Source organism: Flavicella sp. IMCC45537 (assembly GCF_057197705.1).
In genome coordinates this window covers 2,158,884-2,174,815 of sequence record NZ_CM170067.1, presented here as the reverse complement: position 1 = coordinate 2,174,815, position 15,932 = coordinate 2,158,884, and the positions used below count along the sequence as shown (strand labels likewise).

Genomic DNA, 15,932 nt, shown 5'->3' with positions numbered 1-15,932 from the left:
ATTGGGGAGTTTTTTTCTTTAAAAATCTTTCTTTGCAAGAGGTCCTTTTAACTTGTTTAAGTTTTTTAAAAAATAATGTTGGGGTAAAAAATTTGTTTTCAAGGAGTTAATTTAAGATTGAAAAAAAACTTCAAAAAAAACACGAAAAAGTTTGATGGAAACGTAAAATGAGTGTATATTTGCATCCGCATTCAGGGAATACCTGATGAGACACTTGGAGAATTGGCAGAGTGGTCGAATGCGGCAGTCTTGAAAACTGTTGAGGGTCACACCTCCGGGGGTTCGAATCCCTCATTCTCCGCAAAAGGAAACCCACAACGAAAGTTGTGGGTTTTTTGTTTATGAATATACTTATCTTTGAGGTGGAAAGATATTTCTATGAAAAAAATACCTTCTAAAAAGTTATGATGTTTAAAGAGAAAAATTTAATTACCCTTCTTTTCTGCGTTTGTTTTTGTTTGGGGAGTAAAATTATTGGGCAAGAGAAAATAGGGAATAAGGATTATACTCCTTATGAGTTGTTGTCTAGTTATTACAATAGTGAAGAGTTTAAACCTTTTAAAAAGAAAACTTGGTATGCTGGTTTGGCTTTTTCTTGGGAAGATAAAGAGAGTGAAAATAATCAGCAGCTTTTTCAGAAAATTTTAGAAGGAACCAATAATGATTATAGTATTTTAGTTAAGGGTGGTTATTATTCGCAAGACTATAATATGATTGGATTGAAGTTTAATTATTATCAAGAGTCTTTCAATGGTAAAGTTTTACGTGACTCGGATTCAATTCAGTCAAATTCATTAATAAGAGGTTATGTGTTTACTCCTAATTTACGTTCTTCTATTCCGTTGACCAAAAATGAAAGGTTTAGTTTTTTTGTTGAGTTAAATTTAATGGGGGGATTAGAGACTTCGTTGGTTAGAAATACTAAGAATATTGATGAGGTTTCTAAAACCTATGGTAAAAATTATTTGTTCGGAGCGGCAATTGCTCCCGGTATCACATTTTTTGCAATGGAGAATTTTGCTTTTGAGGTTCAGTTAAATGTACTTGAGTATCGATTGAAAGTTTCGGACACCACTATTAATGGTGAGGAGCAAGCTCGGGTGGTCCAGAATAGGTTGGGGTTGAATATTGATTTGCTTAGTTTGAATTTAGGCTTGGCGTATAATTTTGGAAGAAAATAGTTTGTTATGAAACAGATTGTGATTTTTATAGGGGTTTTAGGGTTGTTTAGTTCGTGTGTTAAAGAGGATCATTTTGGGTACTCACCTTACGGAAACATCAAAGATATTGAAATTAGTAATCAAGCTAGTAAGGCAACAATTGATCAGGATAATTTAACAGTTCAAGTGGAGTTTCCTGGAGGTGTTGATTTGTCTTCATCATTAATTCGTTCCATAAGTTTGTCGTCATTTGCCACTTCTGATAAAACTTCAGGTGATGTTTTGGATTTGAATCAGTCTGCTGAGATTTTGGTAACTGCTGAGAATGGTGATATTGTAAATTGGAGGGTTGAACCTTTTATTGCTTCAGCAACACCTCAGCTTGTAAATTGGGAATTGAATGATTGGTATCAGACCTCAAGTGGGGGTTATTATGAGCCAGGAGCAGATGAGGGAACTACGATATGGGGAACAGGGAATCCTGGGACTCAGATTTTGAAATTATTAGCTACGACACCTATCGAGATCGAAGAAGGGAATCTTGCTGCAAAATTAGAGACATTGGATAACGGTCCTGTTTCGGGTGCCTTTGGTGCGCCAATATCTGCAGGGTCTATTTTTACAGGAAAGTTTGATAAAGATAAAATTGATCCCTCAAATCCTCAGGCGGCCATTGATTTTGGAACACCATTTTCAGGTAGACCGTTGCAGTTGCAATTTAAGTATAGGTATAGTCCAGGATCCGTAAATAAGGATAAAGATGGGAATACACTTTCTTATGGAGATCAGTGCGATATTTATGCGTATCTAGAAATAAGAACAACAGAGAAAACAGAGCGATTAGCAACAGCTTGGTTTAGGGATGGTGATCTTCAAAGTGAATTTATAATAAAGAATATAAATTTCACTTATGGAGCCTTGGATAATACGTTTCCGGATTATATGAAGCCAGAAAATGGTTTGTATGTAAGCACTGATTCTGCTTCTTTTGTGTTGCCAACGCATATAACCTTTGTAGCTTCTTCTAGTTTTGATGGAGCAAATTTTGCGGGAGCCATTGATAGCGAACTTGTTGTGGATGACATTGAAATGGTGTATGAGTAGTTTTAGGTTAATAGACTTGTTAAGAATGCAAAAAGGTACAATACATGCTCTTGCCATTGGTTTGGCTTTGCTGCTTTTTGTAATAAATTTTGTGTTTGTGGTTTTAGGACATGCAGCTCAGCTGGGGATTCCTATGGTTGTTGTATTTCTTTTGTTGGCTGTAGGTTTTGGCGGTTATAAAAAATTAAAAGGCTATGTGTTTACCGCTTTATTATTAGCTGGTGTGCTTTTGGCTCTTTATTATCCTGGTTATTTTGTTTCGGTAGGTGATTTTGAATTTACAGCATTAATTATTCCTTTGATTCAAGTAATTATGTTGGGAATGGGGGTTTCGATGAGTGTAGATGATTTTGCAGAAGTTTTTAAAACTCCAAGGTCTGTTTTTATTGGAGTATCGGCTCAGTTAGGGATTATGCCAGTTATTGGTTTTTTGTTGGCTAAATTTAGTGGTTTTCCGCCTGAAGTTGCGGCAGGTTTGGTTTTGGTTGGTGCCTCTCCTAGTGGTGTCGCTTCAAATGTGATTGCTTATTTATCTAAGGCAAATGTAGCACTCTCTGTAACGATTACTTCTGTGGCAACCTTGATAGCTCCATTTGTAACTCCTTTATTGATGGAGTTTTTTGCAGGGGAGTTTGTTCATATAGATATTGTAGCAATGATGTGGATAATAATTAAAATGATATTAGTTCCCGTTGGAGCTGGTTTAGTAGTGAATAGAATACTACGAGAAAAAGTGAAAATCATCAATAAAATAATGCCAACTGTTTCAATGGTTTCTATTGGGGTAATCATTGTGGTTATTGTATCTAAAGGACGAGATAGTTTGTTAGAAATCGGAGGACTACTGTTGGTTTTGGTGTTGATTCATAATATTTCAGGTTATCTTTTAGGGTATTGGTATGCGCGAATCTTTAAATTATCAGAGCAGGATGCTCGAACAATTGCTATTGAGGTAGGAATGCAGAATGGAGGATTGGCTTCGGGTATTGCAAACTCAATTGGTAAGATAGCAACAATGGGTTTGGCACCGGCAGTATTCGGACCGTTGATGAATATATCGGGTTCAATTTTGGCTTCTTATTGGCAGAATAAGCCATTGAAGAATGATAGATAATTTGATGAAGATTGCTCTTTCGTCCTTTTTTAGATATGGTATACTCCCATTTGAACCAATTCAAAAATAATTTTAGCCTCCATGATAGAATCGTCAAGACCTCTGTGTGCTTCAATTTTATGGATTGAAGGGAAAAGGATGTCCCAAGCTTCTTGTGCTTTAGGCCATTTGTAGCCTCTTGCTCCTTCTATTTTAAAAAAGTCAGTACTAGCTTTCATTGGACAGGGTACTTCTTCTCCTAGGTCAAATCCGTTGGCATGCAGAAATGATTGATCAAAATTTCTGTTCCAAGCAGTGATCTTTCCTTTAAAAGGGGTTAGTATTTCTTGAATAGAATCAGAATAATGGCTCAAAGGTTTGGCGTTTCTGATTTCTTCAATTTCCATAAAACCATTTTGGAAAATCCATGAATTTCTGTGTTTCGCAGTTAAGTTAGGGTCTTTAAAAACCTCGTCAAAAAGTTCAGTGATTTCTCCTGTCTCAGTGTTTAACTTTACGATTCCTAATTCTAAAATATAGTCATTGATAGGACTTAATCCTGTGGTTTCAATATCTAAAACTAAAATTTCGTTTTCCATAATCTGTTTGGTTTTTTTTGAAAAATATAAAAATAGAACTTTTAAGAATTTGAAGCTTATTTTTATAAAAATAAAAAACCGTAAAGAACTAAATCTTTACGGTTTTTAAGTGGTGCCTCCAGGAATCGAACCAGGGACACATGGATTTTCAGTCCATTGCTCTACCAACTGAGCTAAGGCACCATTTTTGCTGCGGTTAACATTCTGTCTGTTTTCCTTAGCGGTTGCAAATATACATCTATTTTTTAGTTATATCCAAACAATTTTAAAAAAAATCTATTTGTATATTTGAACTTTCATAATATTCTATGGCATATTTAATAATTGACGCAGGGAACACCAGAGTAAAAGTATTTGTATTTGAGGAAGATAAGGAGGTTTTATCTGATGTTTTTACTTCAATAGAACTCGAAAAAAAAATTTTATTTTTTTTTGAAAAATTTAAAATTAGCAAGGTTTTACTTTCTTCGGTTGGGGGATTACAGGATAAAATAGTAGAAATTGTAGGTTCACATGCTCCAATTGAATGTTTGTCTTATAAAACTAAAGTTCCATTTATTAATAAATATGGTACGCCCAATACCTTGGGGGTTGATAGAATCGCTTTGATGAGTGCTGCAGCATTTAGTTATCCTAAAAAAGATGTTTTGGTTGTTGACGCAGGAACCTGTGTTACATTTGATTTTTTAAATTCCAATAATGAGTATCTAGGTGGTGCGATTTCTCCTGGCCTTCTCATGAGGTATAAAGCATTGAATCAGTTTACTGAAAAGTTACCAAATCTTGAGTTTCAAGAACCTGATGAGTTGATCGGTAAGAATACGGAAACATCCATTCATTCTGGGGTGGTTAATGGATTTGTTGCAGAGATAGATGGAGTAATTAATCAATATGTACAACATTATCCGAATTTAACAGTTGTTTTAACAGGAGGAGACATGATTTACTTGTCTAAAAGATTAAAAAATAGCATATTTGCGAATCCAAATTTTCTAGTGGAAGGTTTGCATGGAATATTGAAATACGAAATACAATAATGATACAGAAAACAATTTTGTTTTTTGCTTTACTTATATCAATGTCCAATTATGGGCAAAAGCAACAAGCATCTCCCTATTCTTTCTTTGGAATTGGAAACAATTTTCTTAGTAAGACGGTAGAAGAAAATACGATGGGTGGTGTTGGTACAGCTGTATCAGTTCCTGGGAACTTGAACTTTAGTAATCCTGCAGCAATGTCTGGTATCCTTTTTACTAGTTATACAATTGGCGCGGTAAATACGGTGAATCAATTGGTGGATCAAAATACTACACAAAGTAATTCTGTATTTTCATTATCCTATTTAGCACTGGGTCTTCCTCTTGGTGATAAAGGAGGCCTATCAGGAGGGTTAAGAGCTCGAAGTGGTGTAGGGTATACTATGTACGGAAATGATGGAGTGAATAGTGAATATACTTTTGAGGGATCTGGAGGGGCCAGTAGTTTGTTTGTTTCTGGTGGGTATCAAATTTTTAAAGGATTCTCTATAGGAGGAGAGATATCATATATTTTTGGATCTATTGAGCATCTGGTAACAGAAACTCAAGAAGGGGTTACATATGACTCTCAAGAGAAATCAAATTCGAGTTTAAGAGGTGTTGAGGCTAAATTAGGTTTGTTTTATACTAAAATGTTGAACAAAACAAAGAATTTCAATGTTGGAGTTACTTTGGCCAACGAAAGTAAGATCAAAGTTTCTGAAACGAGTGTTTTCTACAAGGGGTTTTTTACGGATGATATAAACTCAATCAAGAAAACTTTGAATCCTGTTTCAGCGAATGGAACAGCAGTGACTCCGAGAAATATTACGGGAGCTATTGCTTATGGAAAAAGAAGTGTATGGCAAACAAGTTTAGAGTATAGTTTTAATAAAGCACAATACTTTACAGGAGAGACCCTTGTCAATAACACTAGAGGAGTTGTGTATAAGGATTATTCACGTATTGCTTTTGGTGGATATTATATTCCAAAATTTAATTCATTGACAAGCTATTTACAAAGAGTAGTTTATCGTTATGGAGTAAAGTACGAAAACACAGGAATGGAATTTTCTGGAGTACCGTTAAAAGATCTTGGCATGTCTTTTGGTGTAGGTTTACCACTTGGGAAAGGATTGACCTATCTTAATCTTGGTCTTGAGGCAGGAGTAAAAGGGGAAGTGTCCGACGCCCTAGTGCAAGAAAAGTATTTAAATGTAAGAATGAGCATGTCTCTTGGAGATAAATGGTTCAGAAAAAGAAGAATTGATTAACCTAGTAAAAATTAACTAAATAAAATGAAGAAAGTATTACTTATTATAGCATGTTTGTTTTTTGGCTACAATTTGGTTTCTGCTCAGGCACCAAGTCAGGAAGCAATGATAAAGTATAATCTTTTTAAAGGAGATTATAAATCTAAGAATTATGAAGCCGCCTATGAAAACTGGATTTGGTGTTTGGATAGTGTGCCTACATTATCTGTTAATATTTATAAGTTAGGGGTTACTATTGCTAAAGATAGATATAAAAAAGCTGCGGAGGCAGATAAGGCAGAAGCTGTTGCTTTGGTTAGAAGAGTTTATGATCAAAGGATTGAGTTGTTTCCTAAAGATTTAGCGAAAGTATATAGTGATTATGCAGATTTCTTAATCTTAGCGAAGCAGCCAGATACGGAGGTATATGAAACTTTGAAAAAGGCATACTCAATAGACCCTTCTAAAATGGGAGTAAAGTCTATCTACAGATATTTCCAATACGTAACAGATGAGCATAAAGAGTCTAACGTGCAGTATATTTTTGATACCTATGACAATATTGTAAAGGCAGTTGACAAAAAATTAAATTATTATGCTACAAAATTAGATGGGTATTCTGCTAAAGAAGAACAAGGAAACGTATTGTCTTCAAAAGAAAAATCTTTAAAGAAAGCCTACGAAAACAATTCTAAAGCAGTTGGACAAGTAGTGCACGGTTTGGATAAAATCATTAATGACTTATCAACTTGTGAGCGTTTGATTCCATTGTATACGGCAGATTTTGAGGCGAACAAAGGAAATGGTCCTTGGTTAAAGTCGGCTGTAAATATGATGTATAAGAAAAAATGTACGGAAGATCCTTTATATGATAAATTGGTAGAGGCATATGTTACTGCTGAACCTTCTCCAGAGGCGTCTGTATTTTATGCAGGTATTTTGGTTAAGAAAAATGATATGAATAAGGCAAGAGAGTACTTCTTAAAAGCCGTTGATCAAGAGTCTGATCCTTTCAAAAAAGCAAACTATCAATATAAAATTGCTCAAATTTTAAGAAAAAAAGGATTGAAATCTAAAGCAAGGGTAGCCGCTTTAGAAGCGATCAAAAACAAAAGAAGTATGGGAGAAGCTTACTTGTTAATTGCTAACTTGTATGCATCTAGTGCAAACTCTTGTGGAAAGTCTGAGTTTGAAAAAAGAATGGTTTATGTTGCAGCACAACAAATGGCGCAAAAAGCGGCAGATGTGGATCCTGTAAACAGATCTAGAGCCTTAAAATACGTGAAGAGTTATAAAGCCTCTGCACCTGACAAAAAAGCAATCTTTACAGAAGGATTATCTTCTGGAAGTCCATATAAAATTGGATGTTGGATTGGAATTACTGTGAAAATTCCTTAAATTGTAAGGACTGAAAACCAGTTTTCTTAAAAATAAATATATGTTGCAAAACATTATAAAAATGATACGAAACATTGCTGCCATTTTTTTGGTAGCAATGTTTTTTTCTTGTGCTAATAGTGTCAAGGAGGTAAATGATTTTCTTGCAGATAAAAATTTACCAGTTGGAGAATCAAGGGATGTTCGACATGTGTATAAAGATTCTGGAAGAATCGTTTTTAGATTAAACACACCCTTGTTGTATGATTTTTCAAATAGAGAGAAGCATCCATACTCAGAGTACCCTAAGGGTATAAAAGTAGTTACAATTAGTAATTCTGGTGAAGATTCTACAACGGTTACTGGGGATTATGCCAAGTCGTTTAACAATACACAGATTTCAGAGCTGATAGGAAATGTTGTGGTATACAATCATACGGAAAAATCTATGCTTAAAACGCCACAATTGTATTGGGATCAAAGAACGAATTATGTTTTTACAGAGAAAAAATTCTCTTTAATCACGGAAGGAGATACCATTCGAGGAAAAGGATTTGAATCGAATATGGATTTATCGGGCTGGTTGTTGAAAAAAATTAAAGGAGATATTCAAATAAAAGAAGAAGAATAATGAACACTTTTGGAAAATATTTAGAGATAGCCTATGCTATCATAGGAGTTATTTTTATAGGAGAAGGAATTGCATCTTGGTCAGATGATAGAGAAAAGGCGTATCTTTCGATTGCTTTTGGAATATTGGCTATATTTATGTTCTTTTTTAAAAGAAATTTTAGGAAAAAAAGATCCTAACCAAGCATTGCTATAATTGTAAATGGAAATAGAAATTACCATCATCATCGTTTCAATACTGTTTTCTGCCTTTTTTTCAGGAATGGAAATTGCCTTTATTTCTGCGAATAAATTGCATATAGAACTGGAGAAAAAAAGAGACGGTTTGGCGTATTCAATTCTCGGAAGGCTTACGGATAATTCATCGAGGTTTATAACTACTATGTTAGTAGGGAATAATATTTCATTGGTTATCTATAGTTATTATATGGGGAAACTTTTGGTTGATCTAGTGATACCAATGATACCTATGCCGCTTAACGAGTGGCTCATACTTTTTGTTCAAACTTTTGTCTCTACTATCGTAATTCTGGTTTCTGCTGAGTTTTTACCTAAAGCAATTTTTAGAATTTATGCGAATGAAACGCTGAAGTTTTTCGTTTTTCCAGCTTATTTTTTCTATTTCGTTTTCTATTTAATTACCGATTTTATTAGTAAAATATCAGATTATTTTTTGAGAACTTTTTTTAATACAAATGCGGATGAGGATCAAAAAGAATTTAGCAAGGAAGAATTAGGAGATTACATTACGGAGCAATTGGATACCAGTGATGAGACGAAAGAAATAGATTCAGAGATTCAAATATTTCAAAATGCACTTGATTTCTATAATGTAAAGGCAAGAGAAATTATGGTTCCTAGAACAGAAATAACCGCTGTTGAGATTCATGAAACGGTAGCGAATCTAAAAAATATTTTTGTTGAAACAGGATTGTCAAAAATATTAGTTTATAAAACTAGTTTGGATGATGTAGTAGGATATGTAAGAGTTTTTGATCTCTTTAAAAGACCTAAGAGTATCAAGTCTGTGTTGATGCCATTAGAGATAGTACCTGAATCAATTAGTATCAGCGATGTTTTGAATGTACTTACAAAAAAGAAAAAAAGTATTGCCTTGGTATTAGATGAATATGGAGGGACTTCTGGAATGATAACTGTTGAGGATATTATCGAAGAAATTTTTGGTGAAATTGAAGATGAACATGATAGTGTTGAACTTATTGATGAAAAAATAGAAGAAGGCATTTTTAAATTTTCTGCACGATTAGAAATTGACCATATCAATGATGCCTACAATTTAGAGATCCCAAAAGAAGAGAGCTATGAAACCTTAGGCGGGTTTATTTTAGAGCATACTGAGAGTATTCCTGAGAAAGAGGCAGTGGTGAAAATTGGAGATTTTGAAATTCAAGTAACAAAAGTTTCTGGTGCAAAAATTGAAGAAGTTGTACTAAAAGTAATTTAGTTTACTGCCTGATTTTAATAACCCTACTATTTTTTTTCGTTTTTATAAGTTTTTCATTTTTTTGTCAAAAAACTTTCCAATTTAATAAACTTTCACCTTTTTTTATTAGCGAGGAAATTGTATTTTCGCACACTATCAATAAATAATAACACATAATTTAGCATGGCAATATTATCAAAAATTAGAGAACGCTCAATGTTTTTAATCGTGATTATCGGTTTAGCGTTGTTTGCTTTTGTTGCAAGTCCAAAAGATATTTTAGACTTTTTTAATTCAAGTAAAGTAGATTCTGTAGGAGAAATTAATGGAGAGTCGATCAGTAGAAGAGATTTTGCTGCACAAGTAGAAGCTTACAAGTCTAATGTAGGTCAAAATGTTTCTGAAACACAAGCTGTAAATGCAGTTTGGAATAATGTTTTGAGTGAAAAAATATTCAAAACACAATTAGAAGAAGCAGGTATTGTAGTTGGAGAAAAAGATATTTACGATGCTATTATCGAAATACCTTCAATCAAAAATGCTGAGATTTTTAAAAATGAAATTGGATTATTTGATGAAGAAAAATTCAAATCGTATTTAGCAAATTTAAAGTCTAGTTCTGAGGCTCAATCAAACAATGCTTGGTTGAACTGGTTGCAAACTGAAAGAAGTGTTAAGGCAAATCTTGAAAAATCAGCTTATACGCAATTGGTAAGATATGGAGTTGGTGCATCTTTAAAAGAAGGAGAAAGAGCTTATTTAGAAGGACAAACAAAACTGAACGGATCTTATGTTTATGTGCCTTATTCTTCAATCAAAGATGAAGAGGTAGAAGTAAGTGTATCTGAGGTAAAAGCTTATGTGAATGCACACAAAGAGCAATTCTCTACTGAAGAAACAAGAGATATCAAATATGTAAGTTTTGACATTAAAGCATCTCAAGCTGATGAAGATGCCTTAAAAGACGATTTAAATTATATAGTACCTGCATTTGTAAAAACAGAGAATATTTCTGATTTTATTGAAGATCAAGGAACAGATATCGCTAATGATGATAGATTTTTGTTTAAGAATAATTTGCCTACTGTAGTAGCAGATGAGATTTTTGATGGGAACAAAGGAAATGTTGTTGGACCGTATAAATTTCAAAATCATTTGAGATTGTCTAAGATCGTTGAATTTAAGAATATGCCAGATTCAGTTCAAGCAAGTCATATCTTGGTATCATATGTAGGTTCTAGATCTGCCAATGCTGAGGTAACAAGATCAGAAGAACAAGCAAAAAAGTTAGCCGATAGTATTTTAAATGTTGTTAAAAAACGACCTTCTAAATTTGCTGTGCTTGCGAAATCTATCTCTGCAGATAAATCAAACGCAGATAAAGGTGGGGAGTTAGATTGGTTTACGTACAATCAAATGGTTCCTGAATTTAGAGATTATGCTTTTCAAAATAAAAAAGGAAGTGTTGGAATTGTAAAAACGATATTCGGATACCACGTGATCAAAGTTACGGGTCAAAAGAATATTCAAAAAACAGTTAAACTAGCTACCATAGCTAAAAAGATTGAGGCTTCAGAAGAAACTGAAAATACTATTTTCGAACAAGCTGAGCAGTTATCTTATGATATTACTAACGGAGGTTCTATTGATGAATTAGCGAAGGAAAAGAACTTTATTGTGCGTCCTTTAGTTGGTTTAAAAGCAATGGAAGATGCTGTAGCTGGACTTGGAACGAATCGAGGAATTGTTCGTTGGACTTTCAATGAAGAAACTAATGTAAATAGCGTGAGACGTTTTGATCTTGATCAAGGTTATGCGGTAGTTGTTTTGACAAATAAAACGGCAAAAGGACTAACGTCTGCTTCAGCGGCTTCTGCTAAAGTAAAACCGATTTTGATTAAAGAAAAGAAAGCAGCGTTGATTGCTTCAAAAATGAATGGATCAGATCTTGCGGCAATTGCAGCAGCAAATGCAACATCTGTAAAATCATTTAATAATGTTACTATGGCTGCGCCAACTTTATCTGGTGTAGGAATAGAGCCAGGAGTTGTGGGAGCTATTTATGCATCAAATGTGGATAAGGTAGTATCTAATATAGTTGGTGTAAAAGGAGTATTTGCAATTAAGGTTACCAAGAAAGAAGCTCCTGCTGAATTGCCAAGTTATGAAGGATCAAGAGCTTCGCTTGCAAAACAGAATCAAGGAAAATTATCAAGAGAATTGTTTAATTCTCTAAAAGAATTGGCTGAGATAGAAGATAATAGATCTTATATTTATTAAGCTGAAATTGAATGTATTAAAAAGCCCTGAACAATTGTTTAGGGCTTTTTTTGTAAATACTGTGTTTGATTTATAGGGGTATTCATTGTCCCTACAAGTTTATATGCGGCAGAATTGTATATTAAAACGCGATAGAACTGTACCTTTGAAATATAAGAAGTGGGGTATAGTTACATCTTGAATTTCAAATGTACTATAAGTAAACTTTAGGGGTAAACTCTCGTAGAAATACGAGAGTTTTTTGCATAAAAAAAGCCCATCAATAACTTGATGGGCTTTTATAGTTTTAAGAAAAAAGATTAGTCTTTCTTTTCTCTTGGTTTTCTGTCGTCTCTACGGTTATCGCGTCCACGGTTATCTCTACCTTTAGAATTATCTCTAGGAGGTCTAGCAACATATCCTTCTGGCTTTTCTAATAAAGCTTTACGAGATACTTTTTCTTTACGAGTCTTAGGGTCTGTTCCGAAGTATTTTACTTCGAACTCATCACCCATATTGATCACATCAGAAACGTTTTCTGTTCTTTCCCAAGCAATTTCACTTACGTGTAATAAAACTTCGTTTCCTGGTGCATCTAAATACTCAACAACAGCACCAAAATCTAGCATTTTGATAACTTTTACTTTGTAAGTATCTCCTTTTACAGGTTTGAAAGTGATAGAGTCTATTTTCGCTAAAACTTGCTCAATTCCTTCTGATCCTGTTCCTAAAATCTCAACAATTCCTTCTTCGGTAACAGGGTCCTCGTTGATCACGATTGTACATCCTGTAACTTTTTGTAATTCTTGAATGTTTTTACCACCAGGTCCAATTAAAGCACCAATAAATTCATTAGCAATACGCTTAGTAACCATTTTAGGAGAGTGAGATTTCACATCCTCGTTTGGTTGAGCAATTGTTTCTGTAATTTTATCTAAGATATGTAAACGACCGTCACGAGCTTGTTTCAATGCATTTACTAAAATTTCGTATGATAAACCTTTTACTTTAATATCCATCTGACAAGCAGTGATACCATCAGCAGTTCCGGTAACTTTAAAGTCCATGTCTCCTAAGTGATCTTCATCTCCTAAAATATCAGAAAGTACAGCATAACGATCACCGTCAGAAATTAATCCCATTGCGATACCAGATACTGGTTTAGTCATTTGAACCCCTGCATCCATCATTGCCATAGTACCTGCACATACAGTTGCCATAGATGATGAACCGTTAGATTCTAATACTTCAGATACAACTCTTACCGTGTAAGGGCAGTCGTCAGGTACCATTCCTTTTAAAGCTCTTTGTGCTAAATTACCATGTCCTACTTCTCTACGTGAAGTTCCTCTTAAAGGTCTTGCTTCTCCTGTACAGAAAGGAGGGAAATTGTAGTGTAAGTAAAAACGCTCTTCACCTTCATTTGTAGGTGAATCAATGATATTAGCATCTCTAGAAGTACCTAAAGTTACAGTAGCTAATGCCTGAGTTTCTCCTCTTGTAAATACAGATGAACCATGTGTAGAAGGTAGGTAATCTACTTCACACCAAATAGGTCTAATTTCTGTAGTTTTACGTCCATCTAAACGCAAACCTTCTGCAAGTGTTAATTCACGTACAGCTTCTTTTTGTGCTTTATTAAAGTACTTTCCAACTAAGTCTCCGTAAGCTTCTAATTCTTCTTCTGTAAAAGCAGCTTTAACTTCTTCTTTAACTTCAGCAAAGGCATCCGTTCTTTCAACTTTCGAAGTTCCTTTTGCGGCAATAGCATAACATTTATCGTATGCTAAACCATTAATTTTGGTAGCTAATTCTTCGTTTTCTTCTGCAACAGCATACTCACGAGTTTCTTTTTTACCAAAAGCTTCAGCTAATTTTACCTGAGCAGCACATTGTATTTTAATAGACTCATGTGCAAATTTAATTGCATCTGCCATTTCTTCTTCAGAAATTTCGTCCATTTCACCCTCTACCATCATTACTGATTCAGCAGAAGCTCCAATCATCATGTCAATATCAGACTCTTCTAATTGAGCTCTTGTAGGGTTGATAACGAATTCTCCATTTATTCTTGCTACACGTGCCTCAGAGATTGGTGTCTCAAAAGGGATATCACTTAATTGAATAGCAGCAGATGCAGCTAATCCAGCTAAAGCGTCAGGCATAACGTCTTCATCATGAGACATTAATTGAACCATTACTTGTGTTTCTGCGTGGTAATCTTTAGGGAATAATGGACGTAATACACGGTCAATTAAACGCATCGTCAATACTTCTGCATCACTTGGTCTTGCTTCTCTTTTAAAGAAACCACCTGGATACTTACCAGCAGCAGCAAATTTTTCTCTGTAGTCTACCGTTAACGGTAAAAAATCTACATCACTTTGTTTGTAATTAGATACAACGGTACACAACAACATTGCTTTTCCCATTTGCACAACAACACTACCATGAGCTTGTTTTGCTAATTTTCCTGTTTCTAACGAGATTGATCTTCCATCTCCAAGGTCGATAACCTCTCTAAATACTTTTGGAATCATACTTTAATTTCTAAATTTTGTTACTAAAAATGTGTGTGTGTTGTTTCGGGGTTGTTGAATTCCCTGTGGAGTAAAATACTAGTACCAAAAATAAAAAAGAGGCAATGAATATTGCCTCTTTTAGAGTTTTTATTTTCTCAAGCCTAATTCCTTGATGATTGCACGATATCTTACGATATCTGTTTTGATCAAGTAATCAAGTAAACTTCTACGTTTACCTACCAACTTAACAAGTGAACGCTCTGTGTTGTAATCTTTACGATTGTTTTTTAAGTGCTCAGTTAAGTGATTGATACGGTGTGTGAACAACGCGATTTGTCCTTCTGAAGATCCAGTGTTTGATTCTGATCCTCCGTGCTTTTTAAAAAGCTCTTTTTTTCCTTCAGCTGTTAAATACATGCTAACATTAAATTTTAATTAATAATTTTTATGTATTGATAAGTATTTTATCAAGGCCGCAAAGATACTATTATTTTTGTATTTAACAATTTGTTTGTAGATTTATATGCCTCGAATTAAACCTTTTACTAGTTTTATAGTCAGAGAGTTAATGTTAAACTAGCTAAATTTAAATTATGATGAAAAAAACAAAGTTATTTTATTCGTTTCTACTAATGGTAACAATGCTCTCAATTACTGGATGTGAAACGGACAATGGTATAAATGTAGAAGATGTTTCTAAAGAAACGATTGTTTCTATTGAGGAAGGTGATGCAGTAATCGATGAGCTTGTCGCAATTTTTGAGGAAATTTATATTGACGAAGAGCTTTCGAGTGTGGCATCCAAAACGGATAAACGAAATAAATATTTACCGGATTGTGCTGTAAAAACAGTGACAAAAGAAGCTGGGGTTAAAAATGTTATTATTGATTTTGGAGAGGGATGCACCTTAAAAAACGAGAAAGTTTTAAAAGGAAAATTATTGATGACTTATACGAATGATAAATCATTAAGAAATAGGTCGGTTACCCATGGTTACGAAAACTTTTATATAAATGACAAACAAATTTCAGGAGAGAGTAGCTCTGTCAAAGTTTTCTCAAATGAAAATGGTAATCGCCAATCAACTTTTACAGAGTCTATCTTGATTACATGGGATTCCGGAGAAACTACTTCGAGAGAGGGTACACGAGTAACTGAATTGATATCAGGTGAGGCGCAAGACGGTTGGGCATCAAAGGTATATGAGATATCTGGTAATTGGACATCTACTTCAAAAAATGGAGACGTTCACTCGGTTGAAATTACCCAAAAAATTCGTAAGGAATTGACCTGTAGGTATATTGTTAGTGGTGTAAAAGAAATTTCCAAAACAAATAAAACGGGTACGTTAGACTTTGGAGATGGTAGTTGTGATGCACTGGCTACGTTTACTGATGCTGATGGAGTAGTAGAAGAAATTGAATTGCAAAAAAATAAAAGAAAATAGAATTGTGTAAAAATAAAAAAGCCCCAT

Annotated in this window: 14 protein-coding genes and 2 tRNA genes; 12 read left to right on the top strand and 4 right to left on the bottom strand. The window is 34.2% G+C overall.

The annotated features are described in order from the left end of the window. Positions 1-216 precede the first annotated feature (216 nt). From AC2DGP_RS08910 to AC2DGP_RS08895, 4 genes are all read left to right on the top strand, one after another. Positions 217-301 (top strand) — tRNA-Ser (locus AC2DGP_RS08910). A 103-nt stretch (positions 302-404) separates the two neighbouring features. Then, entirely contained in the window at positions 405-1,181 is a 777-nt protein-coding gene (locus tag AC2DGP_RS08905; RefSeq protein WP_484489713.1) for a hypothetical protein, read from the top strand. A 6-nt stretch (positions 1,182-1,187) separates the two neighbouring features. After that, the gene (locus tag AC2DGP_RS08900; RefSeq protein ID WP_484489712.1) at positions 1,188-2,264 is read left to right on the top strand and encodes a PCMD domain-containing protein; all 1,077 of its coding nucleotides are present in this window, start codon (positions 1,188-1,190) and stop codon (positions 2,262-2,264) included. Between the two features lie 25 nt (positions 2,265-2,289). After that, a complete protein-coding gene (locus AC2DGP_RS08895) occupies positions 2,290-3,378 on the top strand; it encodes a bile acid:sodium symporter family protein (RefSeq protein ID WP_484489711.1) in 1,089 nt (362 codons plus the stop codon). Between the two features lie 29 nt (positions 3,379-3,407). On the opposite strand, the gene AC2DGP_RS08890 is transcribed toward AC2DGP_RS08895, so the two are convergent. Further along, a complete protein-coding gene (locus tag AC2DGP_RS08890) occupies positions 3,408-3,956 on the bottom strand; it encodes a 3'-5' exonuclease (protein ID WP_484489710.1) in 549 nt (182 codons plus the stop codon). Positions 3,957-4,066: 110 nt separating this feature from the next. Further along, positions 4,067-4,139: transfer RNA gene (locus AC2DGP_RS08885), tRNA-Phe, on the bottom strand. 125 nt (positions 4,140-4,264) lie between these two features. On the opposite strand from AC2DGP_RS08885, the gene AC2DGP_RS08880 reads away from it, so the two are divergent. From AC2DGP_RS08880 to AC2DGP_RS08850, 7 genes are all read left to right on the top strand, one after another. Then, complete coding sequence (locus AC2DGP_RS08880) at positions 4,265-4,993, top strand: type III pantothenate kinase (RefSeq protein ID WP_484489709.1); 729 nt, start codon at positions 4,265-4,267, stop codon at positions 4,991-4,993. Beyond that, complete coding sequence (bamG, locus tag AC2DGP_RS08875; RefSeq protein WP_484489708.1) at positions 4,993-6,246, top strand: BamG family beta-barrel-assembly machinery protein; 1,254 nt, start codon at positions 4,993-4,995, stop codon at positions 6,244-6,246. The genes AC2DGP_RS08880 and bamG overlap by 1 nt, the downstream gene beginning before the upstream one ends. 24 nt (positions 6,247-6,270) lie before the next feature. Continuing rightward, on the top strand, positions 6,271-7,623 hold the full coding sequence (locus AC2DGP_RS08870; RefSeq protein WP_484489707.1) for a tetratricopeptide repeat protein: 1,353 nt from the start codon (positions 6,271-6,273) through the stop codon (positions 7,621-7,623). Between the two features lie 61 nt (positions 7,624-7,684). Continuing rightward, a complete protein-coding gene (gene lptC, locus AC2DGP_RS08865; RefSeq protein ID WP_484489706.1) occupies positions 7,685-8,233 on the top strand; it encodes an LPS export ABC transporter periplasmic protein LptC in 549 nt (182 codons plus the stop codon). Beyond that, the gene (locus AC2DGP_RS08860; RefSeq protein WP_484489705.1) at positions 8,233-8,412 is read left to right on the top strand and encodes a hypothetical protein; all 180 of its coding nucleotides are present in this window, start codon (positions 8,233-8,235) and stop codon (positions 8,410-8,412) included. Before lptC ends, AC2DGP_RS08860 begins: the two co-directional genes overlap by 1 nt. A gap of 22 nt (positions 8,413-8,434) precedes the next feature. Continuing rightward, a complete protein-coding gene (locus AC2DGP_RS08855) occupies positions 8,435-9,697 on the top strand; it encodes a hemolysin family protein (RefSeq protein WP_484489704.1) in 1,263 nt (420 codons plus the stop codon). Between the two features lie 162 nt (positions 9,698-9,859). Next, complete coding sequence (locus tag AC2DGP_RS08850) at positions 9,860-11,956, top strand: peptidylprolyl isomerase (RefSeq protein ID WP_484489703.1); 2,097 nt, start codon at positions 9,860-9,862, stop codon at positions 11,954-11,956. A 299-nt stretch (positions 11,957-12,255) separates the two neighbouring features. Here AC2DGP_RS08850 and AC2DGP_RS08845 read toward each other — a convergent pair whose 3' ends face one another. Both AC2DGP_RS08845 and rpsO read right to left on the bottom strand, forming a co-directional pair. Further along, positions 12,256-14,475: a polyribonucleotide nucleotidyltransferase gene (locus AC2DGP_RS08845; protein WP_484489702.1), complete on the bottom strand. Its 2,220-nt coding sequence runs from the start codon at positions 14,473-14,475 to the stop codon at positions 12,256-12,258. 129 nt (positions 14,476-14,604) lie between these two features. Continuing rightward, positions 14,605-14,874, bottom strand: a complete 270-nt coding sequence (gene rpsO, locus AC2DGP_RS08840) for a 30S ribosomal protein S15 (protein WP_484489701.1) — start codon at positions 14,872-14,874, stop codon at positions 14,605-14,607. Positions 14,875-15,050: 176 nt separating this feature from the next. Here rpsO and AC2DGP_RS08835 point away from each other — a divergent pair, with 176 nt between their 5' ends. Next, a complete protein-coding gene (locus AC2DGP_RS08835) occupies positions 15,051-15,905 on the top strand; it encodes a hypothetical protein (protein WP_484489700.1) in 855 nt (284 codons plus the stop codon). The last annotated feature ends 27 nt before the right edge of the window (positions 15,906-15,932 follow it).